Raw genomic sequence first — 24,706 nt, 5'->3', positions numbered from 1 at the left:
ACAATCGTCGGTGGATAATTTATGTAAACCATAGTCCTTCTTATAAATATGAATTATAGTGTATTTTCAATTTTATCTAATTGATATTCACAATCAATAAGTTATATCCACAGATTTTATTAACATATAAATTTATTAATCTATATCTGCTTGACTAAAATAATTCATCAAACCAATATATATTGACCAAGCAATTTTTTCTTGATATGTTTCATCTATTAATAGTTCCTCTTCTTTGCTATTTGAGAGAAATCCACATTCTACTAATACTGAAGGAATGCTAACTTCATTTAAGAGAAATACATCGTCTCTATGTTGTGGCTGCCTATTGTTTTCCTTATCTAATATATTTCTTAGTTCTTTTTGTATAGTTAATGCAAAATTTTCACTTTCCTTTGAATCCTCTTTATAAAAAGTTTGAGCACCATAATATGTTGATCTGATAAAGCTATTTAAATGTATTGATATAAATACATCACTTTCACTAGCATCTATAAGCTTCTTTCTATTATGCAAATCTTCTGTTTTCATTTGCCTAAGTGTTTTTGACTCCGAGGTATATAATCCTTTATCTGTCTCTCTAGTCATAATAACTATTCCACCACTTTGCTCTATTAATCTCTTTAGTTTTAAAGCTATTATCAAATTGATTTCATCTTCTTTAACACCATTTTTACTGACTGCTCCAGGGTCTACCCCTCCATGTCCAGGGTCTATAACTATTATTTTGTTAGAAATCGGTAAATAAGTTACAGGTATAGCTTTTCTTCCTTTTTGTGATATATGTCTATAACCAATAATCATAAATATAATCATTATAAACAAGAGCAGATACTTCTTCCTAATTATTATTATTCTCATTCTACCCCCTCCTATAGAAATATATTGCAATTATATTGAGTATATTCCATAGTAAAAAATAAACATAAGAAAAAGCACTGCTAGTCCAGTGCTTTTGATTATCTCTTTGAGAATTGATGTACGAAACTAATATTTCTTAAATACATTATATATAGTACTAATATCAAGGTTACTAACACTATATATTGATAATTTTAAATTTATCATTTCTGACCGTGCATAAATTGATTATTGACAAAAGTGTTTTTTATGTTTCCTTCACTTAGCATTTTTGTCTATTGTTTATATTTTTCGTTAAATATATAATTAACAAGGAGTTAGCAAAATAAATATCTTAGGAGGTTTATTATGAAAGGTTGGCAATTTACTACTACACATGAACCACTAACATTAATTAAAAAGGAAGATCCCATAGCAAAAGAAGGATATGTTGTTTTGGATGTTATGGCAACAGGCTTGTGTCATTCAGATGTAGGTGCTTTAGAAGATGAAGGATGGCTAGGTCTTATAACTAAACGACCATGTATACTTGGCCATGAATTTGCAGGAGTTATAAGTGAAATAGGCCCTGGAGTTGAAGGATATAAAGTAGGAGATAAAGTTGGTGTTTGTCCTATGTTTGCGTCAGACGGAACTGGGCCAAGCTATGGTAGAGATGGAGGTTATGCTACAAAATCAGCAGTTCCAGCTGAAATGTTAGTTCCCGTACCTGAGGGAGTAAATTTTGCTGAGGCAGCTGCTGCAACAGATGCTGGAATGACTTCTTACCACGCTGTAGTTAATATTGGTAAGGTAGAAGCAGGTATGAAGGTTGGTATGATTGGTATAGGCGGATTAGGACAAATTGGTGCTCGTATAGCTGTTCTTAAAGGTTGTGAAGTTTATGCTTCATCAAGAAATCCTGTAGCTCGTGAAAAAGCTCTTGCTTTAGGATGCAAAGAAGTAGTTGAAAGTGTAGACCAATTGGCTCAATTTGATCTAGATGTTATTATAGATTTTGCTGGTTCAGGTGAATCAACGGCGCAAGCTCTTGAAGTTGTTAAGAAACGCGGTCGTGTTGTTGTTGTAGGTATGGCAAAACTAGAAACTACTCTCAATATTATGACTCTAATTACTAAACAAGCTGAAGTTGTGGGCAGTAATGGCGGTTCAGCTCAAGATATAGCTGAAGTTTATAAGCTTATTGCCTCAGGAGATCTTCAACCTGAAATAATTGAAATTGGTTTTGATGAAATTGCAGAAGGTCTTGATAAACTAAAAGATGGTGGAATAAAGGGCAGAATGGTTGCAATGATAAAGGATGAAGATCGATAATTTTTAACAATATAATAATCAAATATAAAGAATACTTAAGTTTATAATAATTTTAAAATGCACCCTGTCATATAAATGACAGGGTGCATTTTTATCATAGCATGTTCTAAGCAGAATAAAAGAGCCACATTTATGTGACTCTTTGACTTTAATATTATAAATATTATCTCTTACATAATTGATGTACTGAATTAAATAGTCCAAAACACACTATATACAATGGTGTTTTCAATATCCTTAGCACTATAATATTGATATTTCAATGGCGCATATCACTAACCATGTGTAAATCTTGTGTAAGTTGCTTATGACGCTTCGTATGCTTTTTCTACAGTCTTTTCTCGGTTATGGGTCTTCCGTCCGCAGGCCAGGTTTCAAGCTTCACATCGATAAAAGTGGTGTTCATCCCTTAATTTATGAATCAGAAGTTTAAAAATGGCCAGAGGAAGGATAATAAATCCACGCCCACTGCATGAAACATGAATTTAGGGGTTAATCAGCTTTGATGAAAACGATTTTGCCTAATTCAGGAGCAGAACCACTGATGGAAGCAACGAATACTGCTCCTCCAAAAGTGTTTACAAGTAGCGATTGATTTTTGTAATCCCTGATTGTACTGAATTTAGAATATGTGTTGATTCTCCAAGAATGGGGTACATTATTGGAGTGCAATTGCATAGATGTCGGGCAGCTTGTTTCCATATACACATAGCGACTGTCATACATGATTGTGTATTCAGATCCACGGTCAGCACTGTTCTTAATAAGTTTAACGCTAAATGGTTTTTGGGGCTTCTTATCTGAAAGCTCAAGCCAGTAATTATTTCCTCCTGCAGGATAAATATATCTATCGCCAATCTTCATATAGTAATCTCCGGATTCTAATACAATAGCATTAGCATTTGGGGCTTTTGATGTTGTTGATGCAGAAGAAGGAATTTCTATTCTTTCAGCCCAAACATAATATTCCATGCCATTCCATCGAACCCATGCATATCCGTCATTTCTTTTCTCCAATAATAAAACCTTTGTACCTTGTGGGATTGTACCTAAAACTTTGCCATCTGGCTTGTCACGGTAAGGTGCACCGCCATATTCTTTGTTATTAAGAACTTTTACTTCTGGTACTGTTACAGCTGCTGCGGGTGATTTTATCGGAGCAGATACTGGTGCAGATTGAAGAGATTCAGTCTTGTCATATACATGAATGGTATATTCTCCCACCTTTCTACCGGCGTACCTTACTTCCACTATTCTGTTTTTTCTTGCAGTTGTGAACCCCCTTCCCTGGGTCAGTTGCACGTTATCCATATAGAATGTAATTCTATCATTTACATTTATATCTTTACCCTTATCATTTATGACTGCATTAAAACCTGTAATGTCAAATCCCTCTCCTATACTATAGGTGGTTTTTTTAGGGAATGACAGGATGTTAAGCCCTGCTACAGTATGAAGTACGCATTTTTTAGAAAAATTACCCATAGTTATATTTACTGTAACCGGACTTGTGCCGAAATCGTACTCTCCGCCGAAAAAAAGTCGGTTGCCGTTTCCTAATATACGGAGGCAGTCGCCGTTAATAAGCTGTGAACTACCGTCTATGAAGGTGGCACGGACTTCAAAGTCGCTTGAACGAATCGTTGTATCTGTGCGGTTGCCGCCTTTCTGAGGTTGCTGAGTTAATTCTACAGAAGTAACAAAAGGTGTAACTGTAAATGGAATTGTTAACTGCTTACTTGCCACTTTTACAATAAAATCTTTTTCTCCTGCTTCAAAAAAGCGGAAGCCTTGAAGAACCCGTACCCCGTCTTTGTAACTTCGCATACCCCGGGAACCTGCGAAAATCATTAAATCCTCGTGGCCCAAATCCTGTGTCTGACCGTTCCTAAAAGTAACCCGTACGACAATGTCCCTTGGGTCAAAAGGATCCGCCCCTTGGCGATAGGTGGTTTTCGGCGGTGTGATAAGTGTAAGTTCACTGACATTTTGCCATCCGTGGTCTAAGCGAGGGACAACTTCAAAATTATATGGCGTTGCCACAATATTACCCGATCGCATGATCATTTCATACATCCCTACCTGCTTGAAAACGTCGCCCTGCCTTATTTGAACGCCATTTGCCCACCACTCCCTATTTTTGGTATGGGAGATGATTCCACCTTTTTTATGTTCATAAATCTCCCCTATTCCGTCAAAGGCATCGCCTACGACAAAGGTTCTCGTCATCGCCCATGGCTCATTTGTTCCGATCAACACATCCATGGGACATCCGGCGAAAGCCGTCATCGGCAGTATGGAGAGTACCATGCACAGGGTGAGTAGTATGCCCATAATTCGTTTTTTCATTATTTTTCCTCCTTGATTTTTTGTTTTACTATCGTGTTTTCATTGTAGCTGATGTTTCTCGAAAAAAACCGTCCGATGCATGAAACATGATTTTTTCGACACGAAACATTATATAAGATGATAACCGCAAAAACAGGCAAGCATCCAAAGTGAGGGAGATTAGTACCATCTCACCCTTTTGTAGGTTTTACACTAAAAGTATGGCTCATATCGTGGAAAAGCATAAAAAAATCCCCCAAACATAAATGTTTGAGAGATTTTGTATTTCGTAAATATTATCTCTTTGAGAATTGTGGTGATCTTCTTGCTTTTTTCAAGCCGTATTTCTTTCTTTCTTTCATTCTTGAATCTCTAGTTAAATGTCCTGCTTTTTTAAGTATTGGTCTCAATTCTTGGTCAGACTCTATTAGTGCTCTCGCGATACCATGTCTAATCGCACCTGCTTGACCTGTAAATCCTCCACCTTCAACATTTACAAAAACATCATATTTATCTGCTGTTTCAGAGATAACTAAAGGTTCTTTTGCAATTACTCTTAATGTTTCATAGTCAAAATATTCGTTTATGTCTCTTTTATTTATAGTAATATTACCATTTCCTGGTACTAATCTTACTCTAGCTATGGAAGTCTTTCTTCTTCCTGTTCCAATAAATTGTATATTAGCCACTTACAGTCCTCCTTTCTCGTGAGCATTAAATTTCATATATTTCAGGTTGTTGAGCTTCGTGATTATGCTCAGCTCCACTATATACTTTTAATTTTTTAATCATATTTCTACCAAGGCTACTTTTTGGAAGCATTCCTTTTACTGCTAGTTGAATAATTAATTCTGGTTTATCAACTATTAATCTTCTATATGGTATTTCCTTTAATCCGCCTGGATGTCCTGTATGATATACATAATGCTTTTGATCCAATTTTTTACCTGTTAATTTAATTTTGTCTGCGTTGATAATGATAACAAAATCTCCTGTGTCTACATGAGGAGTATATATTGGTTTGTTTTTTCCACTCAATATATTAGCTACTTCTGTAGCTAGTCTTCCTAGCACCTTACCTTCAGCATCTATTACATACCATTTTCTATCAATTTCGTTTGTCTTAGCCATAAAGCTTTTCATCAATTTCCCTCCTTATACCAACAGTTGAGCAGTCAATATTAAAAAAGTTTCCGGGTCTTTTTTAAAACACTCTAATCTATTCTAATACAAGTAACCATCTATGTCAAGATGTTTTTAAGAGTAATAAACTTTTTCTAAAAATAACCCTTGTGGTTGGGCTGTAGGCCCTGCTGCTTTTCTATTTTTTTCCAATATTATTCTCGGTATTTCAGATTTATCAAATCTGCCAATGCCAACAAAAATTAAGGTTCCTACCATTATTCTTACCATATTGTGGAGAAAGCTATTTCCTTCTATAGTAAATTCTATTAAATTATTGCTTTTTTCAATTTTTATTTCGTTAATTGTTCTAATTGTACTGTGTACATTTGCATGAGATGTCATAAAAGAACAAAAATCATGAGTCCCAATGAAGTGCTTTGAAGCTTCTCTCATTGCATTTATGTCAAGATTATGCGATACATGATAAGAAAAATTCCTATATATGGCCTTTGGCAATTTGCCATTATAAACAATGTATTTATATCTTTTTTTAGTGGCACTAAATCTTGAATGAAAGTTTAAATCTACTTCTTCTGATTCAACTATACTAATATCTTCAGGTAATAGATATTTTAATGCATATTTATATCTATCCCCTGGAATATTTGAATTGGTAAAGAAATTTGCTACCTGACCTAGTGCATGGACTTTACCATCAGTTCTACCTGATCCCAGGAGGTTTATCTTCTCTTTGGTCATTTGCTCTAGGGCTTCTTCTAATTTTCCTTGTATCGTTATACAATTATTCTGCCTTTGCCATCCAGAATAATTTGTACCTTCATATTCAATGGTAAGCTTAATATTTTTCATAATTACTCCTATATATATCTAGTATAAATAATAAGTCCAAAAAATATTGTCATAGATATTAAAGATACTATATCTAATCTTTTTAGTTTCAATTCATTTAGTCTAGTTCTGTTGTCTCCACCTCTATAGCATCGTGCCTCCATGGCAGTTGCAAGCTCATCTGCCCTCCTAAATGCATTTATAAACAATGGTACTAATAAGGGTACTAGATTTTTAGCTCTACTTAGTATATTGCCTGATTCAAAATCTGCTCCTCTTGCCATTTGAGCCTTCATTATTTTATCAGTTTCTTCAAGTAAGGTAGGTATAAATCGTAAAGCAATTGTCATCATCATAGCTAGTTCATGAGCTGGTAGTCCAATCTTTTTAAATGGGGATAAGAGTTTTTCTATTCCATCAGTTAGAGCAATTGGGGATGTAGTTAATGTAAGGAGCGATGTACCTGTTATAAGAAATACAAGTCTTAATGCCATAAATACCGCAAGATACAATCCTTCTTTAGTTATGACCAATGGACCAAATTCTACTAATACTTCTCCTTTAGTCATTAAAACATTTATGATGAAAGTTATCAATATAATAAATAAAAGTGGTTTTAATCCCTTTAATATAAACTTAAGTGGCACCTTTGATATATTAACTACAGCAAGTATAAATCCTAAGACAAATATATATGGTATAAAACTATCTACAAAAAATAGGGATGCTATGAATAATGATACTATAATTATTTTTATTCTTGGGTCCAATCTATGAATTATTGTATCCCCAGGAAAAAATTGACCTATGGTTATATCTTTAAGCATCTTTCTTTCTCCTTAAATACTTTATTATTTCTTCTTTTGCCTCTTCTACAGTTAAGATAGTGTCTTTTACATCATTACCCTTGTCCTTATATATCTTCATAAACTTTGTTATCTGTGGTACTCCTAATCCTAATTGTTCTAATTCATCTGCTCTTTTAAATACCTCTCTAGTTTCGTCATCCATGGCTAACTTCCCTCTATGCATGACTAATATTCGATTAACTAGTTTCGCTACATCTTCCATACTATGGGATACTAGTATAATGGTTATGCCTTCTTTTTCATAGAGCTTTCTTATCTCCCCTAAAATTTCATCTCTTCCATTAGGATCTAATCCAGCTGTTGGTTCATCTAATACTAATATCTTAGGTTTCATAGCAAGTACCCCTGCTATTGCTACTCTTCTTTTCTGTCCACCTGAAAGTTCGAAGGGGGATCTGTCTTTTAGGCTTTCAAAATCTAAGCCTACCTGCTCCATAGATTCTTTGACTCTAATTAAGATTTCTTCTTCATTTAAACCTAAGTTTTTAGGTCCAAAAGCAATATCCTTATATATGGTTTCTTCAAATAGTTGATGTTCAGGATATTGAAATACTAACCCAACCTTCTGCCTGACTAATCTAAGGTTCGCATCTTTTTCAGTGATATTTACATCCTCTATTATTATACTTCCTGATGTGGGCTTCATTAAACCGTTCAAATGTTGCACTAAAGTAGATTTCCCAGAGCCTGTATGCCCTATTAACCCAATGAACTCGCCTTGGTTTATTTCTACATTAATATTATCTAAGGCTTTTTTTTCAAAGGGTGTGTTAGGATTATATATATAGTTTAAGTTATTTATTTTCATTATCATAGTAATTCCACCAACTCATCTATTGATAAAACATCTCCATTTAATTCTAATCCTTCTTTTCGGAGTTCATGCGCTAATTCTGTTACTTGAGGTACATCTAGTCCTAGTTCTTTTAATTTTTCTACTTGCTTGAATACTTCTTTTGGAGTTCCTCTCATAACTATTTCCCCTTTTTCCATTACAAGAATTCTATCTCCTTCAACTGCTTCATCCATATAATGAGTAATCAAAACTATTGTTTTATTTTCATCTTTATTTAATTTCTTTATTGTATTCATGACTTCTATTCTACCTGTTGGATCTAACATGGCAGTTGGCTCATCAAAAATAATGCAATCTGGCTCCATAGCCAGTATTCCAGCTATAGCTACCCTTTGTTTTTGTCCCCCAGATAATAGGTGTGGTGCGTGCTTTTTATACTCTGACATCTCTACTATGGCTAAGGATTCATCTACTCTTTTTCTTATTTCCAAAGGTGGCACACCAAGATTTTCAGGACCAAAGGCTACATCTTCTTCTACAATAGTTGCAACTATTTGATTATCTGGATTTTGAAATACCATCCCTGCTTTTTCTCTTATGTTCCAGATTTTATCATTGTCTGCAGTATCCATACCCATGACATAAACCTTACCCCTAGTAGGCAGTATTAGACCATTCATGAGTTTTGCTAAAGTGGATTTGCCTGATCCATTATGACCAAGTACCACTAAAAATTCTCCTTTTTTTACTTCTAGGCTTATATTTTTAACTGCTTGCTGAACGCTTTCATCAATTAAGGATTTATACTCATATGTTACATCTTCAATTTGAATCATTATATTATCCATTTTTATCCCTCGACCTTTTATTATTTCCATTATCTAATATAACATAAGAATACCCCTAATTCAATCTTCAATTCACATTATTATAGATTTAGGTCATTTCCCTCAGTTTCGCAACTCAAATCTATTTACTCCCTATCGGTCGTATAGATTTGGTGCTCATTGCGTTTGACCTACATCAGCTCAGTACCTTCGCTGTGTTAGGTCATAAGAAAAGGGACTAAGCTTTAACTTAATCCCCTACTTTTTATACTAATTCTAATATTGCAATTTCAGCTCCGTCTCCACGGCGAGGTCCAACCTTCATTATTCTAGTATAGCCACCGTTTCTGTCCTTGTATTTTGGTCCAATTTCTTCAAATAGTTTTGTTACTACATCTTCATCATATACATAAGCTAAAACTTGTCTTCTAGCATGTAAGTCTCCTCTTTTTGCTAAGGTAATCATTCTTTCTGCCATTCTTTTTGTTTCCTTAGCTCTTGTAACTGTTGTTTCTATTCTTTCGCTTCTTAACAAGGATGTTACTAGATTTCTAAGCATTGCTTTTCTATGATCTGTAGGGCGACCAAGTTTTCTTAAAGTTGTCACATTTATCCCTCCTTCATGCCTTGTTACTCATCAGATTTTTTAAGGCCTAATCCTAATTCAGCAAGTTTTCTTTGTACTTCCTCAAGGGATTTCTTACCAAGATTTCTCACTTTCATCATATCTTCTTCAGTCTTTAGAGTTAACTCTTCAACTGTATTTATAGTTGCTCTCTTTAAACAATTATAGCTACGAACAGAAAGATCCAATTCTTCAACTGTCATCTCTAGAACTTTCTCTTTCTTGTCCTCTTCTTTTTCTACCATTATTTCAACTTCACTGACATGATCAGTTAGCCCAATAAAAAGGTTTAGGTGTTCTGTAAGTATTTTTGCTCCTAAGGAAGTAGCTTCATCTGCGCCCATAGTTCCATTTGTCCATACCTCTAGTACTAACCTGTCATAGTCTGTTATTTGACCTACTCTAGTGTTCTCTACATTGAAATTGACCTTACTTACTGGTGTAAAAGCTGAATCAACAGGTATGATACCTACTGGTTGACCATCCTTCTTGTTTTTATCAGCTACTACATAACCTCTACCTTTCATAAGCTCAAGTTCCATGTATAGATTACTATCTTCATTTATGGTAGCAATATGATGGTCTTGATTTATAATTTCAACATCTGAACCTGTAATAATATCTCCTGCAGTTATAGTCTGAGCCCCTTGAGCCTCTATTCTTAATGTAACTGGCTCATCAGAATATGATCGTGCAGCAATACCTTTGATATTCAATATTATTTCTGGTACATCTTCTAATACACCTGGTATAGTAGAAAATTCATGCAGCACTCCTTGAACTTTAATTGAGGATACAGCTGCACCAGGTAATGAAGATAATAATACCCTTCTTAGTGAATTTCCTAAAGTAATGCCATAACCTCTCTCAAGAGGCTCTACCATAAACTTTCCATAAGATTCATCATCGCTCAATTCTAGAATTTCAATTCTTGGTTTTTCAATTTCTATCATTAACATTAACCCTCCTTAAAATTTGGTTTGTTAAAGTATGAGGGCAACTGATTTTGTTTTGAATACTATTATTTAGAATATAACTCAACGATTAAGTGTTCTTCTACTGGAATATCTATATCCTCTCTAGTTGGCTCAGCTACTATGCTACCCTTTAATTGATCAAGATCCATACTTATCCATTTAACAGTGTTTCCATTATGATTATCTATTAACCCTTTAATTTTTTCACTACCTTTAGTTCTTTCTTTTACCTGAACAACATCTCCAACAGAAAGAAGTGCTGAAGGTATATCAAATTTAGAACCATTTACTAAGAAATGACCATGTGTAACTAATTGTCTAGCTTCTGCTCTTGATGAACCAAAGCCCATTCTATATACTACATTGTCTAATCTAAGTTCAAGAGTTTTAAGTAGGTTATCACCTGTTTTACCCTTAGATTTATCTGCCATATTGAAATATTTTACCATTTGAGATTCAGAAATACCATAGAATCTACGAACTTTTTGTTTTTCTCTAAGTTGCATTCCATATTCAGTTACTTTTTTTCTTGATTGTCCATGTTGTCCTGGTGCATAATTTCTTTTTACTATTGCGCATTGATCAGTGTAACATCTATCTCCCTTAAGAAATAATTTCATACCTTCTCTACGACATAGTCTACAAACTGGACCTGTATATCTTCCCATCTATTTACACCTCCTATTATACTCTTCTTCTTTTTGGTGGTCTACAACCATTGTGAGGAATTGGAGTAACATCTTTAATCATATTTACTTCTAGTCCTGTTGCTTGTAATGATCTAATAGCTGCTTCTCTTCCTGATCCAGGTCCTTTAACGAATACTTCTACACTCTTCAAGCCATGTTCCATAGCTTTTTTAGCTGCTTCCTCAGCTGCTTGTTGTGCTGCGAAAGGAGTGGATTTTCTAGAACCTCTAAAGCCTAACTGTCCAGCACTTGCCCATGACAATACATTTCCTTGCATATCAGTTAAGGTAACCATTGTATTGTTAAATGTTGATGAGATATGTGCTTGACCTCTCTCAATGTTCTTACGCTCTCTTCTTCTAACACGAGTCACTTTGCCTTTTTTAACTGCCACTTATTTCCCCTCCTTTTCCTACTTCTTACCTTTTTTAGCCACTAATCTCTTAGGACCTTTTCTCGTTCTTGCATTAGTCTTAGTTCTTTGACCCCTTACTGGAAGTCCTCTTCTATGTCTAATTCCTCTATAACAGTTGATTTCTCTAAGTCTTTTAATATTTAAAGCTATTTCTCTTCTTAGGTCACCTTCTACATGGTAACCATCTATAACAGCTCTTAGGCTTGCTACTTCAGATTCTGTTAAATCTTTTACTCTAGTGTTTGGATTAACACCAGCTTTTATTAAAATTTCATTTGATCTTGGTCTCCCAATTCCAAAGATATAAGTTAGACCAACTTCGACTCTCTTATCTCTCGGTAAGTCAACACCTGATATTCTAGCCATTAATGTTTACACCTCCTATAAAATCTACATATACATAAGCAGCTGCGTATTATAATTAAATAATTAACCTTGTTTTTGTTTGTGCCTTGGATTTTCGCAAATAATCATGACTTTTCCATGTCTTTTAATTATTTTGCATTTCTCACACATCTTTTTAACTGATGGTCTAATCTTCATTTAAATCCCTCCTATGCTACTTGTTTCGCCAGGTTATTCTGCCTCTAGTCAAATCGTAGGGTGACAGTTCTATTGTTACTTTATCTCCAGGAAGTATCCTTATATAATTCATCCTTAGTTTACCAGAAATATGTCCCAGTATTTCATGACCATTTTCTAGTTTTACTTTAAAAATAGCATTAGGTAAAGCATCTACTACTGTACCTTCAACTTCAATAACATCATCTTTAGGCATTAGGTTTTCGAACCTCCTGTTCACACAAATTTAGAAACTCTTATTGAAAGGTTCTAATATTTTTCTAATATATGCATTATTAATCTCAATATTATTGTCTAATTGATAGCTTAATTCTGATACAACAGTGTTGTATATAATTAAATGTTTTAATTTTTTCTGTTTTGGATTATCTAATTTTCTCAAGTCCCCATCTACAATCAATACATTTTTCTCATCGATTATATTAATGACTAGGAAAATTCTTCCTTTATCCCTTCCAGCTCTCGACTTAACCACTTGACCAATGCTTATGTGGTTACTTAAATCCATTATAAATTCACCTCTTTATAATAGTTTTTTGAGCTGCTTAACACAGTGTATATTGTTTTAGTTCTCTAAAGCTTTTACTATAGTTGCAAAGATTTCGTCTATTGGTCTAGTTCCATTTACATTAAGTATTAGCCCTTTTCCTTGATAATAATCAATTAGAGGTTGTGTCTCTTTTAGATATACTTCTATCCTAGTAGCCACTGTTTCTCTAACATCATCATCTCTTTGGAATAAGTCTTCCCCATCAAAATCACAGATATTATCACTCTTAGGTGGATTAAATGTAATATGATAAGTAGCTCCACATTTTTTGCAAATTCTTCTGCCAATAGCTCTTTCAATTAAAATTTCCTTATCTGCATCAATATTAACAACTTTATCAAGTTTTATACTCATTTCATTAAGCTCTTTGCCTAATGCATCTGCTTGATAAATTGTTCTTGGAAATCCATCTAGTAGAAATCCATCTTTGCAGTCTTCTTTAGATAATCTATCTTTCACAATTGAAACCACAAGATCATCAGGTACTAAAAGGCCTTTATCCATGTAACTTTTAGCCTCTTTTCCTAATTCAGTGCCTTCTTTTATGTTTGCTCTGAATATATCACCTGTTGATATATGTGGTATATTGTATTTTTGAACTATAGCTGATGCTTGAGTACCTTTTCCTACACCAGGTGGTCCTAGTAAAATCAGTCGCACAATAATCGTCTCCTATAGCTTAATTTAAGAATCCTTTATAATGTCTCATTAACATTTGAGCTTCGATTTGCTTAACTGTTTCTAAAGCAACACCGACAACTATAATAACAGCTGTTCCACCAAAGTTAACGTCCATGTTAAATATCTTGGACAATATAATAGGTAAAGAAGCTAAAATTGCTAATGCTAAACCACCTACAAAGGTAATTCTATTTACAGTTCTGTTTAAATGTTCTGATGTTGGTCTTCCTGGTCTAATACCTGGAATAAATCCACCATTTTGTTGTAAGTTCTTTGAATATTCTACAGTATTAAATTGAATAGCTGTATAGAAATAAGTAAAGAACATAATTAATATGATATTTAGTATGGAGTATATCCAAATACCTACGCTACCTTGTGGAGTTAACCATTTTTCAATCCATGTTGATACTCCACCTTTAGTAAACAAGGCAATAGTCTGTGGAAATGCTAGCAAAGACGAAGCAAATATTACTGGCATAACTCCAGACATTGATACTTTAATAGGTATATGTGTAGATTGACCGCCATACATCTTTCTTCCAACTACCCTTTTAGCATATTGCACAGGGATTCTTCTTTCCCCTTCTTGTAATGCAACAACAAAAGCAATAATTGCTAAAAATACTATACCGAAAATTAATGCTTTTATTATATTTAGTTGACCTATTTTTATTAAGTTAAATGTGTTTATCATTGTTGTTGGTAATTTAGATATTATACCAATAAAGATTATAAGTGATATACCATTTCCTATACCCTTTTCTGTTATCATATCTCCAATCCACATTAAAAATGCAGTACCAGCTACCATTGATAATATTACTATCGCATCTTGAATTTTACTTGTAGTCATTAATGCTGAACTAAATAGTCCATAGGTATAACCTATTGCTTGGATTAATGCTAATCCTATAGCAGCATATCTTGTATATCTAGTAATTTTCTTTTTGCCTTCTTCGCCTTCCTTAGCTAATTCTTCTAATCTAGGAATAGCTATAGTCAGTAATTGAATGACAATTGAAGCAGTAATATATGGATAAATATTAGTAGCAAAGATACTGAAGCTACTAAATGTTCCACCGCCCATTAAGTCAAGGAATTGCAAGATCCCACCTTTAGATGCTTGAAAAATATCCGCTATAACTTGTTTATTCATGTATGGCACTGGTATACTAGAGCCTAGTCTGAAAACTAATAGCATTAATAATGTGAATATAATTTTCTTTCTGATCTCTGGTACTCTCCAGGCATTCCTTAAGGTTGAAAGCATTTATATCACCTCTGCCTTTCCTCCTGCAGCTTCAATCTTCTCAGCGGCAGTTTTACTAAATTTTTGTGCCTGTACAGTAAGCTTGATGCTAAGTTCTCCGTCTCCAAGTATCTTAACTCCATCTATTGCTTTTCCTTTTTTAACTATTCCTTCGTTAAATAAAAGTTCTGGAGTAACAACAGTATTTTCTGTAAATCTATTTAATTCTTCAATGTTAACTATTGCATATTCTTTTGCAAATATATTTGTAAAGCCACGCTTTGGAATCCTTCTAAACAATGGCATTTGTCCACCTTCAAACCCTGGTCTAACTCCTCCACCAGATCTTGCGTTTTGACCTTTATGACCTTTACCTGATGTTTTGCCAAGACCAGAACCGATACCTCTACCAAGTCTTTTCTTAGTCTTAGTTCCTCCACCAGCATTTGGTCTTAAATCATTTAGTTTCATAGGTACACCTCCTTTTAGCTTAATCTAATACTTCAACCATGTAGTCTACTTGATGTATCATACCTCTAATTTGAGGGGTATCATTCTTTTCCACTACCTGACCAATCTTTTTAAATCCTAGAGCCTCTATTGTTCTCTTGTGGGTTTCAGGTTTCCCGATGAGGCTTTTAACTAACTTAATTTTAATCATAGCCACCTTTAATCCCCCCTAACCATATATTTCTTCTACAGTTTTTCCTCTTAATTTCGCAACATCTTCTGCTCTCTTAAGTCCTTTAAGAGCTGCTAATGTAGCATTTACGACATTTCTAGGATTGTTTGTTCCTAAACATTTTGTTCTTATATCTCTTATTCCAGCTAATTCACATACAGCACGAACTGCTCCTCCTGCTATAACTCCAGTACCTTCTTTAGATGGTTTAAGTAATACTCTTCCTGCTCCAAATTCTCCAATTATCTCATGAGGTATTGTTGTCCCAACAAGTGGAACTGATACCATATGTTTTCTAGCATCTTGGATTGCTTTTCTAATTGCTTCAGGTACTTCTAATGCCTTAGCCATTCCAACGCCAACATTACCATTTTCGTCTCCTACTACAACTAAAGCACTGAATCTAAAGTTTCTACCGCCTTTTACAACCTTAGTTACACGGTTGATACTAACAACTCTTTCTTTTAATTCTACTTCGTTTCCAGCTTTATATGAACGTTCCATTGATTCCCCTCCTCTACTAGAATTTAAGTCCAGCTCCTCTTGCTGCTTCAGCAAGTTCTTTAACTCTTCCGTGATAAATATATCCGCTTCTATCAAACACTACTTCTTCGATTCCTTTTTCTAAGGCTCTTTTAGCTATTGTTTCTCCAACATATTTAGCAGCTTCTTTATTACATGTGGAAGTAAGGTCTGCAGATTTATCTAGCGTAGAAGCTGAAACTAATGTATTGCCGATTGAGTCATCAATTAGTTGTGCATACATGTGGTTGCCACTTCTAAATATATTTAGTCTTGGTCTAGAAGGAGTTCCACTAATTTTTTTTCTAACTCTCTCATGTCTTGCTTGTCTATTTTCATTCTTATTTACTTTCTTTAGCAATATTATTCACTCCCTTCTACTTACCAGTCTTACCAACCTTACGTCTTACTATTTCGCCTGAATATCTAATTCCTTTACCTTTATAAGGTTCAGGTTTTCTATAATCTCTGATGTTTGCTGCATAGTTACCAACTTGTTGTTTGTTGATACCTTTTACGATAATTCTATTTTGTGCAGGAACTTCTACTTCAATACCTGCTGGGTCTTCAAGTTCTAATGGATGTGAGTATCCTAATGTAAGCACTAATTTGCTTCCTTGTTTAGCTGCTCTATATCCAGTTCCTTCAATTTCTAATGTTTTAGCATATCCCTCTGTAACTCCTACTATCATGTTCGAAATTAAAGTTCTTGATAAACCATGAAGTGATCTATGCTTTTTGTTCTCTGTTGGTCTAGCTACTGTAAGCACACCATCTTCTATTTTTATTGTCATTTCAGAATTTATCTTTTCTGATAATTGTCCTTTTGGACCCTTTACTTCTACTAAATTGTTATCATCTATTTTAATCTCAACGCCAGATGGAATATCAATTGGTTTTAATCCTATTCTTGACATGAGTGCACCTCCTTCATGTAATCTAATTATTTATTACCATACATAACAAATAACTTCTCCGCCTATACCTTCTTTTCTAGCAACTTTATCAGTCATAATCCCTTGGGATGTAGAAAGAATTGCAATTCCAAGCCCACCTAAAACTCTAGGAACTTCGTCACCTTTTACATAAACTCTAAGTCCTGGTTTAGAAATTCTTTTGATTCCAGAAATTACTTTTTCTTTTTGTTTCCCATATTTTAAATCTACTCTTATAATGCCTTGTTTCTCATCATCTATTACATCAAAGCCTTTAATGAATCCTTCATTTAATAGGATTTGAGCTAATTGTTTCTTAATGTTTGAAGCAGGAACATCAACGGAATCATGCTTAGCATTATTTCCATTTCTTATTCTCGTTAACATATCTGCGATTGGGTCTGTCATCATAATTTAGTTACCTCCTTTCATAAGCTCTTACTACCAGCTAGCTTTTCTAACTCCAGGTATTTGACCTTTATATGCTAATTCTCTAAAACAAATACGGCAGATTCCATATTTTCTCAATACAGCATGTGGTCTTCCGCATATTTTGCATCTAGTATATTCTCTACTACTGAATTTTTGTTTTTTTTGTTGTTTTACAACCATAGATTTCTTTGCCAAAATTTTTTCCCTCCTTCTTTACTTTTTAAAGGGCATACCCATTTGTGCTAAGAATGCTTTTGCTTCTTCATCTGTTTCCGCTGTGGTAACTATTACAATATCTAGTCCTCTAATAGAGTCTATTTTATCGTATTCAATTTCTGGGAATATTAATTGCTCTTTGATTCCTAGTGCATAGTTTCCTCTACCATCAAAAGAAGTGTCGCTTACTCCTCTAAAGTCTCTTACTCTTGGTAATGCAATATTCATTAGTTTATCTAAGAATTCATACATTCTTTCTCCTCTTAGAGTAACTTTAGTACCTACATTCATACCTTCACGTAATTTGAAATTTGCTATTGACTTTTTAGCCTTTGTAACAACAGCTTTTTGTCCAGCAATAATTTCTAATTCCTTTACGGCTGATTCAAGTATTTTAGGATTATCTCTTGCTTCACCAACGCCCATATTAATTATCACTTTTTCAAGTCTTGGAACTTGCATGATATTTTCATATTGAAATTTTTCCATTAGTGCTTTTACTACTTCATTAGTATACTTTTCCTTCAATCTGGAAGCCATTCCTATTACCTCCCCTCTACATTAGACTATTTATCTAGAACTTCTCCACATTTCTTGCAAACTCTTACTTTTTTGCCATCTGCTAATATATTATAACCTACTCTAACGCCAGCTTTGTCTTTCTCACAAAAGTGCATAACATTTGAAGCATTAATTGTTCCTTCAAATTTAATTATTCCACCAGGTGATTGAGGACCTTGGGCTTTTTTATGTTTAGTAAGCATGTTTACGCTTTCAACCACAACTCTATTTTCTTTAGGAAACGCTTTTAATACTTTGCCTTTTTTTCCTTTATCTTTTCCAGCAATAACAACTACTGTATCTCCACTCTTTACATGCATGCTTTACACCTCCTCCTATAGTACTTCCGGTGCTAAGGATATTATTTTCATAAAGTTTCCTCTTCTAAGTTCCCTAGTAACAGGTCCAAATATACGAGTGCCTACTGGGTTCTTGTCATCTTTTATAACAACAGCTGCATTATCATCAAATTTGATATAAGATCCGTCGTTTCTTCTCACACCATATTTTGTTCTTACAACTACTGCTTTAATTACATCACCCTTTTTAACAACTCCACCGGGTGTTGCTGTTTTAACGGTACAAATTACTATATCTCCAACTCTAGCATATTTCTTATTTGTTCCACCTAATACTCTGATAACTAATACTTCTTTAGCGCCCGAATTATCAGCTATCCTCATACGGCTTTCCGTTTGAATCATTCGAATACCTCCTTCCTAGGTTAAAAAATTATTTAGCCTTTTCTACTATATTTACGACTCTCCATCTTTTATCCTTGCTAAGTGGTCTTGTTTCCATTATTCTAACAACGTCACCAATTCCACACTCATTATTTTCATCATGAGCTTTAAACTTAGTGGTATGCTTTAGTTGTTTCTTATACAAGGGATGTGTTACGAAAGTTTCAACAGCAACGACCACGGTTTTATCCATTTTATCGCTTACAACAGTGCCCATTCTAACCTTACGATTTCCTCTTTCCATCTAAGATTAAACCTCCTTTCCTATGCCTAGTTCTCGTTCTCTAACTATTGTCTTCACACGAGCTATATCTTTTCTCACTGTTTTTATTCTCAAAGGATTGTCTAATTGACCAGTAGCCAATTGAAATCTCAAGTTGAATAATTCAGTTTTTAATTCTGATAACTTATTATTTAATTCCACCTCTGATAATTGGCGTACTTCCTTAACTTTCATTAGCTTCACCACCCTTTTCCTGCGCTTCTTCACGAGTAACAAACTTTGTCTTTATTGACAATTTATGTGCAGCTAGTCTCATTGCTTCTCTAGCATCTTCTTCAGATACTCCACCCATTTCAAATAATATTCTACCTGGTTTTACTACTGCTACCCAATATTCAGGTGAACCTTTTCCAGAACCCATACGTGTTTCAGCAGGTTTTTCTGTAACTGGTTTGTCTGGGAATACCTTTATCCAAACATTACCGCCCCTCTTAACATATCTTGTCATAGCTCTTCTTGCTGCTTCTATTTGATTGGAAGTAATCCAAGTTGGCTCTAGAGCTTGTAGACCAAACTCACCATAAGTAATTGTATTACCACGAGTTGCCTTACCTTTCATTCTTCCTCTATGAACTCTACGATATTTTACTCTTTTAGGCATTAACATTTTATTTTCCTCCTTCCTACGGCATTTAATCTATTTTTCAATATTTTCTTCTACTTTTGCAACCTTTTTAGTAGGAAGAATTTCGCCTTTATATAGCCATACTTTTACACCAATTTTACCGAAGGTAGTATTTGCTTCAGCAAATCCATAATCTATATCTGCTCTTAGGGTTTGCAGAGGTATTGATCCTTCACTATAGCCTTCAGTTCTCGCCATATCTGCTCCACCAACTCTTCCTGCAACTTGAGTTTTAATTCCTTTTCCACCAAATCTCATAGTTCTTTGTATTGCTTGTTTCATTGCTCTTCTAAATGAAACTCTTCTTTCAAGTTGAGATGCAATGTTTTCAGCAACTAATTGAGCATCTAACTCCGGAATTTTTATTTCTTCAACATTTACAACTACAGATTTTTTAGTCATTCTTTCAATATCTAATCTTAGTTCTTCTACTCCAGAACCACCTTTACCTATTACCATTCCTGGTTTTGCAGTGAATACTGTAAGTTTAATTCTATTAGCTGCTCTCTCTATTTCAATTTTAGAAATACCAGAGATAAATAGTTTCTTCTTAACGAACTCACGAATTTTATGGTCTTCTACTAAATATTCATTAAATGTTTTCTTATCTGCATACCATTTGGAATCCCAGTCTTTAACTATGCCGACCCTTAGACCGTGTGGGTTAACTTTTTGACCCATTAACTATCCCTCCTTTTCTAATCTCTTTCTTTAACTACTACTCCTATATGACTACTTCTTTTTATTATTGGATAAGCCATACCTTTCGCTTTTGGTCTCCATCTTTTCATATGTGGACCATCATTAGCAAAAGCTTCTGATACATAAAGGCTATCTCTATCCATATTAAAATTGTTTTCAGCATTTGCAACTGCAGAGTTTAGAACCTTTTCAAGAACTTTCGCTCCTCTTTTAGGTGTAAACTTCAAGATCGCTAAGGCTTCGTCTACTTGCTTGCCTGTAATTTCTCTACATATGAAGTTTACCTTTAAAGGTGAAATTCGTATATATTTCGCTATAGCTCTAGCTTCCACTATATTTCCCTCCTTCTTCTCTATCTTACACCAGATGATCTTTCGTTTTTATCAATATGAGATCTAAAAGTTCTCGTTGAAACAAATTCACCTAGTTTGTGGCCTACCATATCCTCAGTAATATATATGGGAACATGTTTTCTTCCGTCATGTACAGCTATTGTATGGTTAACCATATCTGGAAATATAGTTGAACGACGTGACCATGTTTTTATAACTTTCTTTTCATTGCTTTTGTTTAGCTCTTCTACTTTTTTTAGAAGATGATCATCACAAAAGGGTCCTTTTTTAAGAGATCTACCCATGATTACTCCTCCTTTCAGATATTAAACTACTTAGTCCTTCTTCTTACGATATATTTGTTTGATTTCTTGCTTTTCTTTCTAGTCTTAAGTCCCAGTGCTGGTTTACCCCATGGAGTTGATGGTGCAGCCATACCAATAGGTGCTCTACCTTCTCCACCTCCGTGTGGATGGTCAACAGGGTTCATTGCAGTACCTCTAACAGTAGGTCTAATACCCATATGTCTACTTCTACCAGCTTTACCGATAGTAATAAGTTCATGAGATAAATTTCCAACTTGACCTATAGTAGCTCTACAATCAATTCTAACTAGTCTAAATTCTCCTGAAGGAAGTCTAAGTTGTGCGAATTCCCCTTCTTTTGCCATTAATTGAGCAGATGCTCCTGCTGATCTAACAAGTTGTGCACCTTTTCCAGGTTTCAATTCAACATTGTGAACAGTTGTACCTACTGGTATATCTTTTAGTTTTAAAGAATTACCAATTTTAATATCTGCTTTTTCTCCAGATTCTATCATATCTCCTACATTTAATTTATGTGGAGCAAGTATATATCTTTTCTCACCATCAACATAAAATATAAGAGCAATGTTTGCTGTTCTATTAGGATCATATTCAATAGCAGCTACACGACCTGGTATTCCATCTTTATCTCTTTTGAAATCTATTATTCTATATTTTCTCTTAGCTCCACCACCTCTGTGACGAATAGTAATTCGGCCTTGAGAGTTTCTTCCACCACTTCTATTTAAATTAACAACTAGTGACTTTTCAGGCTCTGTTTTTGTGATTTCTTCAAATGAAGAAACTGTCATTTGTCTAAGTGCAGGGGAAGTTGGTTTAAATTTTCTAATGCTCATTGTTTTTCCCTCCTTCTATAAAACTTCTATTCCATTCCTTCGAAGAATTCTATTCTCTTAGAGTCTTCAGTTAATTTTACTATAGCTTTTTTCCAATCTGGTCTTTTACCAGAATGAGCACCTTGTCTCTTGATTTTACCAAGCATATTCATAGTGCTTACTTTTTCAACTGTTACACCGAATATAGTTTCTACAGCTTTTTTTACTTCAGCCTTATTAGTTTTTTTATCAACCACAAAAGTATATTTGCCGTATGCCATATCATCCATACTTCTCTCAGTTATTATTGGTCTGATGATAATATCGTGTGGATTACGCATTATGCATACACCTCCTCCACTTTACTTACTGCATCTTTAGTTATAATAAATGAATTGTATTTTAATATATCATAAACATTTATTGTATTAACAAGAGCAGTTGCTACATTTGGGATATTGTTTGCTGATCTAATTACATTTGTATTTCTTTCTCCCATAACGATTAGAGCTTTCTTATCAGCATTGATTTTAGTTAAGAAGTTAGCCATATCTTTAGTTTTAGGAGTATCAAAGTTTATTTCATCAATTACAATTATTTCATTGTTTAGAACTTTTGAAGTTAAAGCTGATTTTAGTGCAAGTCTTCTAACTTTCTTAGGCACCTTATAACTGTAATCTCTTGGCTTTGGTCCAAATGTAACTCCACCACCTGTGAAATGTGGTGCGTTTGTACTTCCTTGTCTTGCTCTACCAGTACCTTTTTGTTTCCAAGGTTTTCTACCACCGCCTCTTACTTCTGCTCTAGTTTTAGTGGATTGTGTACCTTGTCTCTTATTTGCAAGTTGGTTTTTTACAACTTCATAAACTACATGTTGGTTTACTTCGATTCCAAATATATTGTCGCTTAATTCAATTTCACCTACTTGTTCTCCTAACATGTTATAAACATTTACTTTAGGCATTTTACATCCTCCTTTCCGCCTGAATTATTGCTTTTTAACCGTCGCCTTAATAGTTACTATTCCTTTTTTAGGTCCAGGTATTGCGCCTTTTATCAGGATTAAATTCTTTTCTACATCTACACGAACAACTTCAAGGTTTTGTATTGTTACTTTTTCATTACCCATTCTTCCAGCCATTCTATGACCTTTAAATACTCTACCTGGGTAAGTACCAGCTGACAAACCACCTGGTCTTCTGTGGAATTTAGAACCATGGGACATTCTACCTCTACCAAAGCCATGTCTCTTTATAACACCAGCAGTACCTTTACCTTTAGAAACACCCGTAACATCTACCATATCTGCCTCTGCAAATACATCTGCTTTTATTTCTTGACCTATTTGGTATTCATCTGGGTTTTCTACTTTAAATTCCATTAAATATTTTTTATACTCAATGTTTCCCTTGTTAAAATGTCCCTTTAAAGGTTTGTTTATTCTTTGTTCCTTTATGTTAGCAAATCCAACTTGGATTGCATTATATCCATCTATTTCAACAGTTTTCTTTTGAACAACCACTAATGGTCCAGCTTCAACAACTGTTACAGGAACTACAGATCCATCTTCTTTGAAAATTTGAGTCATCCCAATTTTTCTTCCTATCATGTTTTTCATTACTACACCTCCTATTATCTTACAGCGGATTACACAATGTAATCATATTAAGTAATTATGACCTAATTTCTATATCTACTCCAGCTGGTAAATTCAATTTCATAAGTGAATCTACAGTTTTTTGATTAGGATTTAAGATATCAATTAGTCTCTTGTGAGTTCTTTGTTCAAATTGCTCTCTAGAGTCTTTGTACTTATGAACTGCTCTTAATATAGTTATTATTTCTTTTTCTGTTGGTAATGGCACAGGTCCAGATACTGTTGCACCTGTTCTCTTTGCAGTCTCAACAATTTTTTGAGCTGAAGTATCTAGTAGCTCGTGATCATAAGCTTTTAACCTAATTCTAATTTTTTGTTTACCGTTATTTGACATTTTGTTCCCTCCCTCTATCGCATGCTATTTGTAATACATGCGACTCAGAATTGCCGATACACACCTCCTGGTGTGTTGTAGTTTTATTAAAAAATAAAATCTACTACAATTCTAGTCGCCCGATTTGAAACCGGACATTCTCAGCAAAAATTTCCTGTTTTTAACAGCCACCTTTTGCATCATCGCAATGTCTAAAAATGAACACTAACATATTTTATAACATAACCACTAAAAACTCAAGCTTTTTTTTTAAAAAACTTAAGTTTTTTTTAGTTATCATAGGGGGACCTAAATTAGGTTCCCCTACATATTGTTTTTTAATTTTAATTAAGCAAGAACTTTAGTTACAACTCCTGATCCTACAGTTCTTCCACCTTCACGAATTGAGAATCTTAATCCTTCTTCTATTGCGATTGGTGTAATTAGTTCTATTGTAAACTTTGCATTGTCTCCTGGCATTACCATTTCTGTGCCTTCTTCTAATGCTATGTCTCCTGTTACGTCTGTTGTTCTAAAATAGAATTGTGGTCTGTATCCGTTAAAGAATGGTGTATGTCTTCCACCTTCTTCTTTTGATAATACATATACTTCTGATTCAAATTTTAGATGTGGTTTTATTGATTTTGGCTTTGCTAATACTTGGCCTCTTTCAATTTCTGCTCTTTGTACTCCTCTTAGAAGTGCTCCTATGTTATCTCCTGCTTGTGCTTCATCTAATAATTTTCTAAACATTTCTACTCCTGTTACTACTACTGTTCTTGCTTCTTCTGCTAATCCTACGATTTCTACGTTGTCGCCTGT

Annotated in this window: 41 protein-coding genes; 1 reads left to right on the top strand and 40 read right to left on the bottom strand. The window is 34.3% G+C overall.

The window, feature by feature from the left end; all coding sequences use genetic code 11:
* Nucleotides 1-135: 135 nt before the first annotated feature.
* On the bottom strand, nucleotides 136-861 hold the full coding sequence (gene cwlD, locus RIN63_RS13885; RefSeq protein WP_310445346.1) for an N-acetylmuramoyl-L-alanine amidase CwlD: 726 nt from the start codon (nucleotides 859-861) through the stop codon (nucleotides 136-138).
* Between the two features lie 348 nt (nucleotides 862-1,209).
* On the opposite strand from cwlD, the gene RIN63_RS13880 reads away from it, so the two are divergent.
* A complete protein-coding gene (locus RIN63_RS13880; protein WP_310445345.1) occupies nucleotides 1,210-2,175 on the top strand; it encodes a zinc-binding dehydrogenase in 966 nt (321 codons plus the stop codon).
* A gap of 492 nt (nucleotides 2,176-2,667) precedes the next feature.
* On the opposite strand, the gene RIN63_RS13875 is transcribed toward RIN63_RS13880, so the two are convergent.
* From RIN63_RS13875 to RIN63_RS13685, 39 genes are all read right to left on the bottom strand, one after another.
* Nucleotides 2,668-4,524 carry a hypothetical protein gene (locus RIN63_RS13875; protein WP_310445344.1) on the bottom strand — a complete coding sequence of 619 codons (1,857 nt, stop codon included), beginning with the start codon at nucleotides 4,522-4,524 and terminating at the stop codon, nucleotides 2,668-2,670.
* Between the two features lie 275 nt (nucleotides 4,525-4,799).
* Nucleotides 4,800-5,192 (bottom strand): 30S ribosomal protein S9, encoded by a 393-nt coding sequence (gene rpsI / locus RIN63_RS13870; RefSeq protein WP_310445343.1) that lies wholly within the window; start codon nucleotides 5,190-5,192, stop codon nucleotides 4,800-4,802.
* A 25-nt stretch (nucleotides 5,193-5,217) separates the two neighbouring features.
* Nucleotides 5,218-5,646, bottom strand: a complete 429-nt coding sequence (gene rplM, locus RIN63_RS13865; RefSeq protein ID WP_310445342.1) for a 50S ribosomal protein L13 — start codon at nucleotides 5,644-5,646, stop codon at nucleotides 5,218-5,220.
* Nucleotides 5,647-5,760: 114 nt separating this feature from the next.
* Nucleotides 5,761-6,498, bottom strand: a complete 738-nt coding sequence (truA, locus tag RIN63_RS13860; RefSeq protein ID WP_310445341.1) for a tRNA pseudouridine(38-40) synthase TruA — start codon at nucleotides 6,496-6,498, stop codon at nucleotides 5,761-5,763.
* A gap of 8 nt (nucleotides 6,499-6,506) precedes the next feature.
* Nucleotides 6,507-7,304: an energy-coupling factor transporter transmembrane component T gene (locus RIN63_RS13855; RefSeq protein WP_310445340.1), complete on the bottom strand. Its 798-nt coding sequence runs from the start codon at nucleotides 7,302-7,304 to the stop codon at nucleotides 6,507-6,509.
* Nucleotides 7,297-8,160, bottom strand: a complete 864-nt coding sequence (locus tag RIN63_RS13850; protein WP_310445339.1) for an energy-coupling factor transporter ATPase — start codon at nucleotides 8,158-8,160, stop codon at nucleotides 7,297-7,299. The genes RIN63_RS13855 and RIN63_RS13850 overlap by 8 nt, the downstream gene beginning before the upstream one ends.
* Entirely contained in the window at nucleotides 8,157-8,990 is an 834-nt protein-coding gene (locus RIN63_RS13845) for an energy-coupling factor transporter ATPase (protein WP_310445338.1), read from the bottom strand. The genes RIN63_RS13850 and RIN63_RS13845 overlap by 4 nt, the downstream gene beginning before the upstream one ends.
* A 244-nt stretch (nucleotides 8,991-9,234) precedes the next feature.
* Nucleotides 9,235-9,576 carry a 50S ribosomal protein L17 gene (gene rplQ / locus RIN63_RS13840; protein ID WP_310445337.1) on the bottom strand — a complete coding sequence of 114 codons (342 nt, stop codon included), beginning with the start codon at nucleotides 9,574-9,576 and terminating at the stop codon, nucleotides 9,235-9,237.
* Between the two features lie 23 nt (nucleotides 9,577-9,599).
* Nucleotides 9,600-10,547: a DNA-directed RNA polymerase subunit alpha gene (locus tag RIN63_RS13835; RefSeq protein WP_310445336.1), complete on the bottom strand. Its 948-nt coding sequence runs from the start codon at nucleotides 10,545-10,547 to the stop codon at nucleotides 9,600-9,602.
* A gap of 68 nt (nucleotides 10,548-10,615) precedes the next feature.
* Nucleotides 10,616-11,239, bottom strand: a complete 624-nt coding sequence (gene rpsD, locus RIN63_RS13830) for a 30S ribosomal protein S4 (RefSeq protein ID WP_310445335.1) — start codon at nucleotides 11,237-11,239, stop codon at nucleotides 10,616-10,618.
* A 16-nt stretch (nucleotides 11,240-11,255) separates the two neighbouring features.
* On the bottom strand, nucleotides 11,256-11,654 hold the full coding sequence (gene rpsK, locus RIN63_RS13825; RefSeq protein WP_310445334.1) for a 30S ribosomal protein S11: 399 nt from the start codon (nucleotides 11,652-11,654) through the stop codon (nucleotides 11,256-11,258).
* A gap of 18 nt (nucleotides 11,655-11,672) precedes the next feature.
* Nucleotides 11,673-12,041, bottom strand: coding sequence for a 30S ribosomal protein S13 (rpsM, locus tag RIN63_RS13820; RefSeq protein ID WP_310445333.1), 369 nt, complete (start codon nucleotides 12,039-12,041; stop codon nucleotides 11,673-11,675).
* Between the two features lie 63 nt (nucleotides 12,042-12,104).
* A complete protein-coding gene (gene rpmJ / locus RIN63_RS13815; RefSeq protein ID WP_310445332.1) occupies nucleotides 12,105-12,218 on the bottom strand; it encodes a 50S ribosomal protein L36 in 114 nt (37 codons plus the stop codon).
* Between the two features lie 16 nt (nucleotides 12,219-12,234).
* Nucleotides 12,235-12,453 (bottom strand): translation initiation factor IF-1, encoded by a 219-nt coding sequence (infA, locus tag RIN63_RS13810; protein WP_310445331.1) that lies wholly within the window; start codon nucleotides 12,451-12,453, stop codon nucleotides 12,235-12,237.
* A gap of 30 nt (nucleotides 12,454-12,483) precedes the next feature.
* Entirely contained in the window at nucleotides 12,484-12,765 is a 282-nt protein-coding gene (locus RIN63_RS13805) for a KOW domain-containing RNA-binding protein (protein WP_310445330.1), read from the bottom strand.
* Between the two features lie 57 nt (nucleotides 12,766-12,822).
* Nucleotides 12,823-13,467 (bottom strand): adenylate kinase, encoded by a 645-nt coding sequence (locus tag RIN63_RS13800; RefSeq protein WP_310445329.1) that lies wholly within the window; start codon nucleotides 13,465-13,467, stop codon nucleotides 12,823-12,825.
* Between the two features lie 19 nt (nucleotides 13,468-13,486).
* Nucleotides 13,487-14,761, bottom strand: coding sequence for a preprotein translocase subunit SecY (gene secY, locus RIN63_RS13795; RefSeq protein WP_310445328.1), 1,275 nt, complete (start codon nucleotides 14,759-14,761; stop codon nucleotides 13,487-13,489).
* Nucleotides 14,762-15,211 (bottom strand): 50S ribosomal protein L15, encoded by a 450-nt coding sequence (gene rplO, locus RIN63_RS13790; RefSeq protein ID WP_310445327.1) that lies wholly within the window; start codon nucleotides 15,209-15,211, stop codon nucleotides 14,762-14,764.
* A gap of 19 nt (nucleotides 15,212-15,230) precedes the next feature.
* Nucleotides 15,231-15,407, bottom strand: coding sequence for a 50S ribosomal protein L30 (gene rpmD, locus RIN63_RS13785; RefSeq protein ID WP_310445326.1), 177 nt, complete (start codon nucleotides 15,405-15,407; stop codon nucleotides 15,231-15,233).
* A 12-nt stretch (nucleotides 15,408-15,419) separates the two neighbouring features.
* Entirely contained in the window at nucleotides 15,420-15,926 is a 507-nt protein-coding gene (gene rpsE / locus RIN63_RS13780; protein WP_310445325.1) for a 30S ribosomal protein S5, read from the bottom strand.
* Nucleotides 15,927-15,942: 16 nt separating this feature from the next.
* The gene (gene rplR, locus RIN63_RS13775) at nucleotides 15,943-16,305 is read right to left on the bottom strand and encodes a 50S ribosomal protein L18 (RefSeq protein WP_310445324.1); all 363 of its coding nucleotides are present in this window, start codon (nucleotides 16,303-16,305) and stop codon (nucleotides 15,943-15,945) included.
* A gap of 16 nt (nucleotides 16,306-16,321) precedes the next feature.
* Nucleotides 16,322-16,861 carry a 50S ribosomal protein L6 gene (gene rplF / locus RIN63_RS13770; RefSeq protein ID WP_310445323.1) on the bottom strand — a complete coding sequence of 180 codons (540 nt, stop codon included), beginning with the start codon at nucleotides 16,859-16,861 and terminating at the stop codon, nucleotides 16,322-16,324.
* Nucleotides 16,862-16,894: 33 nt separating this feature from the next.
* Nucleotides 16,895-17,290: a 30S ribosomal protein S8 gene (gene rpsH / locus RIN63_RS13765; protein ID WP_310445322.1), complete on the bottom strand. Its 396-nt coding sequence runs from the start codon at nucleotides 17,288-17,290 to the stop codon at nucleotides 16,895-16,897.
* A gap of 30 nt (nucleotides 17,291-17,320) precedes the next feature.
* Nucleotides 17,321-17,506: a type Z 30S ribosomal protein S14 gene (locus RIN63_RS13760; RefSeq protein ID WP_310445321.1), complete on the bottom strand. Its 186-nt coding sequence runs from the start codon at nucleotides 17,504-17,506 to the stop codon at nucleotides 17,321-17,323.
* Between the two features lie 18 nt (nucleotides 17,507-17,524).
* Nucleotides 17,525-18,067 (bottom strand): 50S ribosomal protein L5, encoded by a 543-nt coding sequence (gene rplE / locus RIN63_RS13755; protein ID WP_310445320.1) that lies wholly within the window; start codon nucleotides 18,065-18,067, stop codon nucleotides 17,525-17,527.
* 26 nt (nucleotides 18,068-18,093) lie between these two features.
* Nucleotides 18,094-18,408 carry a 50S ribosomal protein L24 gene (gene rplX, locus RIN63_RS13750; protein ID WP_310445319.1) on the bottom strand — a complete coding sequence of 105 codons (315 nt, stop codon included), beginning with the start codon at nucleotides 18,406-18,408 and terminating at the stop codon, nucleotides 18,094-18,096.
* A gap of 15 nt (nucleotides 18,409-18,423) precedes the next feature.
* Entirely contained in the window at nucleotides 18,424-18,792 is a 369-nt protein-coding gene (gene rplN, locus RIN63_RS13745) for a 50S ribosomal protein L14 (protein WP_310445318.1), read from the bottom strand.
* Between the two features lie 28 nt (nucleotides 18,793-18,820).
* Nucleotides 18,821-19,075: a 30S ribosomal protein S17 gene (gene rpsQ, locus RIN63_RS13740; RefSeq protein ID WP_310445317.1), complete on the bottom strand. Its 255-nt coding sequence runs from the start codon at nucleotides 19,073-19,075 to the stop codon at nucleotides 18,821-18,823.
* Between the two features lie 6 nt (nucleotides 19,076-19,081).
* Nucleotides 19,082-19,288 (bottom strand): 50S ribosomal protein L29, encoded by a 207-nt coding sequence (gene rpmC, locus RIN63_RS13735; protein ID WP_310445316.1) that lies wholly within the window; start codon nucleotides 19,286-19,288, stop codon nucleotides 19,082-19,084.
* Nucleotides 19,278-19,721 carry a 50S ribosomal protein L16 gene (gene rplP / locus RIN63_RS13730; protein WP_310445315.1) on the bottom strand — a complete coding sequence of 148 codons (444 nt, stop codon included), beginning with the start codon at nucleotides 19,719-19,721 and terminating at the stop codon, nucleotides 19,278-19,280. The genes rpmC and rplP overlap by 11 nt, the downstream gene beginning before the upstream one ends.
* A gap of 30 nt (nucleotides 19,722-19,751) precedes the next feature.
* Complete coding sequence (rpsC, locus tag RIN63_RS13725; protein WP_310445314.1) at nucleotides 19,752-20,420, bottom strand: 30S ribosomal protein S3; 669 nt, start codon at nucleotides 20,418-20,420, stop codon at nucleotides 19,752-19,754.
* Nucleotides 20,421-20,437: 17 nt separating this feature from the next.
* Nucleotides 20,438-20,773, bottom strand: coding sequence for a 50S ribosomal protein L22 (gene rplV, locus RIN63_RS13720; RefSeq protein WP_310445313.1), 336 nt, complete (start codon nucleotides 20,771-20,773; stop codon nucleotides 20,438-20,440).
* 20 nt (nucleotides 20,774-20,793) lie between these two features.
* On the bottom strand, nucleotides 20,794-21,078 hold the full coding sequence (gene rpsS, locus RIN63_RS13715) for a 30S ribosomal protein S19 (RefSeq protein ID WP_310445312.1): 285 nt from the start codon (nucleotides 21,076-21,078) through the stop codon (nucleotides 20,794-20,796).
* Nucleotides 21,079-21,104: 26 nt separating this feature from the next.
* Complete coding sequence (gene rplB, locus RIN63_RS13710) at nucleotides 21,105-21,935, bottom strand: 50S ribosomal protein L2 (RefSeq protein WP_310445311.1); 831 nt, start codon at nucleotides 21,933-21,935, stop codon at nucleotides 21,105-21,107.
* Nucleotides 21,936-21,961: 26 nt separating this feature from the next.
* Nucleotides 21,962-22,255 (bottom strand): 50S ribosomal protein L23, encoded by a 294-nt coding sequence (gene rplW, locus RIN63_RS13705; protein ID WP_310445310.1) that lies wholly within the window; start codon nucleotides 22,253-22,255, stop codon nucleotides 21,962-21,964.
* A complete protein-coding gene (gene rplD / locus RIN63_RS13700) occupies nucleotides 22,255-22,878 on the bottom strand; it encodes a 50S ribosomal protein L4 (protein ID WP_310445309.1) in 624 nt (207 codons plus the stop codon). The genes rplW and rplD overlap by 1 nt, the downstream gene beginning before the upstream one ends.
* 24 nt (nucleotides 22,879-22,902) lie before the next feature.
* Entirely contained in the window at nucleotides 22,903-23,532 is a 630-nt protein-coding gene (gene rplC, locus RIN63_RS13695; RefSeq protein WP_310445308.1) for a 50S ribosomal protein L3, read from the bottom strand.
* A gap of 55 nt (nucleotides 23,533-23,587) precedes the next feature.
* Nucleotides 23,588-23,905, bottom strand: coding sequence for a 30S ribosomal protein S10 (gene rpsJ / locus RIN63_RS13690; protein WP_310445307.1), 318 nt, complete (start codon nucleotides 23,903-23,905; stop codon nucleotides 23,588-23,590).
* A gap of 327 nt (nucleotides 23,906-24,232) precedes the next feature.
* On the bottom strand, nucleotides 24,233-24,706 hold a 474-nt coding region (locus RIN63_RS13685), incomplete at its 5' end, for an EF-Tu/IF-2/RF-3 family GTPase (protein WP_310445306.1).

The organism is Tissierella sp. (assembly GCF_031460495.1).
Classification (GTDB): Bacteria; Bacillota; Clostridia; order Tissierellales; family Tissierellaceae; genus JAVKTS01.
Note: the sequence above shows the minus strand (reverse complement) of the source record. Positions and strands in the feature narration are given on the sequence as shown.

What these genes read in the sequence shown, in the direction of transcription:
- cwlD (WP_310445346.1), bottom strand. Translation starts at nt 861, where the DNA reads ATGAGAATAATAATAATTAGGAAGAAGTATCTGCTCTTGTTTATAATG.
- RIN63_RS13880 (WP_310445345.1), top strand. Translation starts at nt 1,210, where the DNA reads ATGAAAGGTTGGCAATTTACTACTACACATGAACCACTAACATTAATT.
- RIN63_RS13875 (WP_310445344.1), bottom strand. Translation starts at nt 4,524, where the DNA reads ATGAAAAAACGAATTATGGGCATACTACTCACCCTGTGCATGGTACTC.
- rplM (WP_310445342.1), bottom strand. Translation starts at nt 5,646, where the DNA reads ATGAAAAGCTTTATGGCTAAGACAAACGAAATTGATAGAAAATGGTAT.
- truA (WP_310445341.1), bottom strand. Translation starts at nt 6,498, where the DNA reads ATGAAAAATATTAAGCTTACCATTGAATATGAAGGTACAAATTATTCT.
- RIN63_RS13855 (WP_310445340.1), bottom strand. Translation starts at nt 7,304, where the DNA reads ATGCTTAAAGATATAACCATAGGTCAATTTTTTCCTGGGGATACAATA.
- RIN63_RS13850 (WP_310445339.1), bottom strand. Translation starts at nt 8,160, where the DNA reads ATGATAATGAAAATAAATAACTTAAACTATATATATAATCCTAACACA.
- RIN63_RS13845 (WP_310445338.1), bottom strand. Translation starts at nt 8,990, where the DNA reads ATGGATAATATAATGATTCAAATTGAAGATGTAACATATGAGTATAAA.
- RIN63_RS13835 (WP_310445336.1), bottom strand. Translation starts at nt 10,547, where the DNA reads ATGATAGAAATTGAAAAACCAAGAATTGAAATTCTAGAATTGAGCGAT.
- rpsD (WP_310445335.1), bottom strand. Translation starts at nt 11,239, where the DNA reads ATGGGAAGATATACAGGTCCAGTTTGTAGACTATGTCGTAGAGAAGGT.
- rpsM (WP_310445333.1), bottom strand. Translation starts at nt 12,041, where the DNA reads ATGGCTAGAATATCAGGTGTTGACTTACCGAGAGATAAGAGAGTCGAA.
- rpmJ (WP_310445332.1), bottom strand. Translation starts at nt 12,218, where the DNA reads ATGAAGATTAGACCATCAGTTAAAAAGATGTGTGAGAAATGCAAAATA.
- infA (WP_310445331.1), bottom strand. Translation starts at nt 12,453, where the DNA reads ATGCCTAAAGATGATGTTATTGAAGTTGAAGGTACAGTAGTAGATGCT.
- RIN63_RS13805 (WP_310445330.1), bottom strand. Translation starts at nt 12,765, where the DNA reads ATGGATTTAAGTAACCACATAAGCATTGGTCAAGTGGTTAAGTCGAGA.
- secY (WP_310445328.1), bottom strand. Translation starts at nt 14,761, where the DNA reads ATGCTTTCAACCTTAAGGAATGCCTGGAGAGTACCAGAGATCAGAAAG.
- rplO (WP_310445327.1), bottom strand. Translation starts at nt 15,211, where the DNA reads ATGAAACTAAATGATTTAAGACCAAATGCTGGTGGAGGAACTAAGACT.
- rpsE (WP_310445325.1), bottom strand. Translation starts at nt 15,926, where the DNA reads ATGGAACGTTCATATAAAGCTGGAAACGAAGTAGAATTAAAAGAAAGA.
- rplF (WP_310445323.1), bottom strand. Translation starts at nt 16,861, where the DNA reads ATGTCAAGAATAGGATTAAAACCAATTGATATTCCATCTGGCGTTGAG.
- rpsH (WP_310445322.1), bottom strand. Translation starts at nt 17,290, where the DNA reads ATGATGACAGACCCAATCGCAGATATGTTAACGAGAATAAGAAATGGA.
- rplE (WP_310445320.1), bottom strand. Translation starts at nt 18,067, where the DNA reads ATGGCTTCCAGATTGAAGGAAAAGTATACTAATGAAGTAGTAAAAGCA.
- rplX (WP_310445319.1), bottom strand. Translation starts at nt 18,408, where the DNA reads ATGCATGTAAAGAGTGGAGATACAGTAGTTGTTATTGCTGGAAAAGAT.
- rplN (WP_310445318.1), bottom strand. Translation starts at nt 18,792, where the DNA reads ATGATTCAAACGGAAAGCCGTATGAGGATAGCTGATAATTCGGGCGCT.
- rpsQ (WP_310445317.1), bottom strand. Translation starts at nt 19,075, where the DNA reads ATGGAAAGAGGAAATCGTAAGGTTAGAATGGGCACTGTTGTAAGCGAT.
- rpmC (WP_310445316.1), bottom strand. Translation starts at nt 19,288, where the DNA reads ATGAAAGTTAAGGAAGTACGCCAATTATCAGAGGTGGAATTAAATAAT.
- rplP (WP_310445315.1), bottom strand. Translation starts at nt 19,721, where the DNA reads ATGTTAATGCCTAAAAGAGTAAAATATCGTAGAGTTCATAGAGGAAGA.
- rpsC (WP_310445314.1), bottom strand. Translation starts at nt 20,420, where the DNA reads ATGGGTCAAAAAGTTAACCCACACGGTCTAAGGGTCGGCATAGTTAAA.
- rpsS (WP_310445312.1), bottom strand. Translation starts at nt 21,078, where the DNA reads ATGGGTAGATCTCTTAAAAAAGGACCCTTTTGTGATGATCATCTTCTA.
- rplB (WP_310445311.1), bottom strand. Translation starts at nt 21,935, where the DNA reads ATGAGCATTAGAAAATTTAAACCAACTTCCCCTGCACTTAGACAAATG.
- rplW (WP_310445310.1), bottom strand. Translation starts at nt 22,255, where the DNA reads ATGCGTAATCCACACGATATTATCATCAGACCAATAATAACTGAGAGA.
- rplD (WP_310445309.1), bottom strand. Translation starts at nt 22,878, where the DNA reads ATGCCTAAAGTAAATGTTTATAACATGTTAGGAGAACAAGTAGGTGAA.
- rplC (WP_310445308.1), bottom strand. Translation starts at nt 23,532, where the DNA reads ATGAAAAACATGATAGGAAGAAAAATTGGGATGACTCAAATTTTCAAA.
- rpsJ (WP_310445307.1), bottom strand. Translation starts at nt 23,905, where the DNA reads ATGTCAAATAACGGTAAACAAAAAATTAGAATTAGGTTAAAAGCTTAT.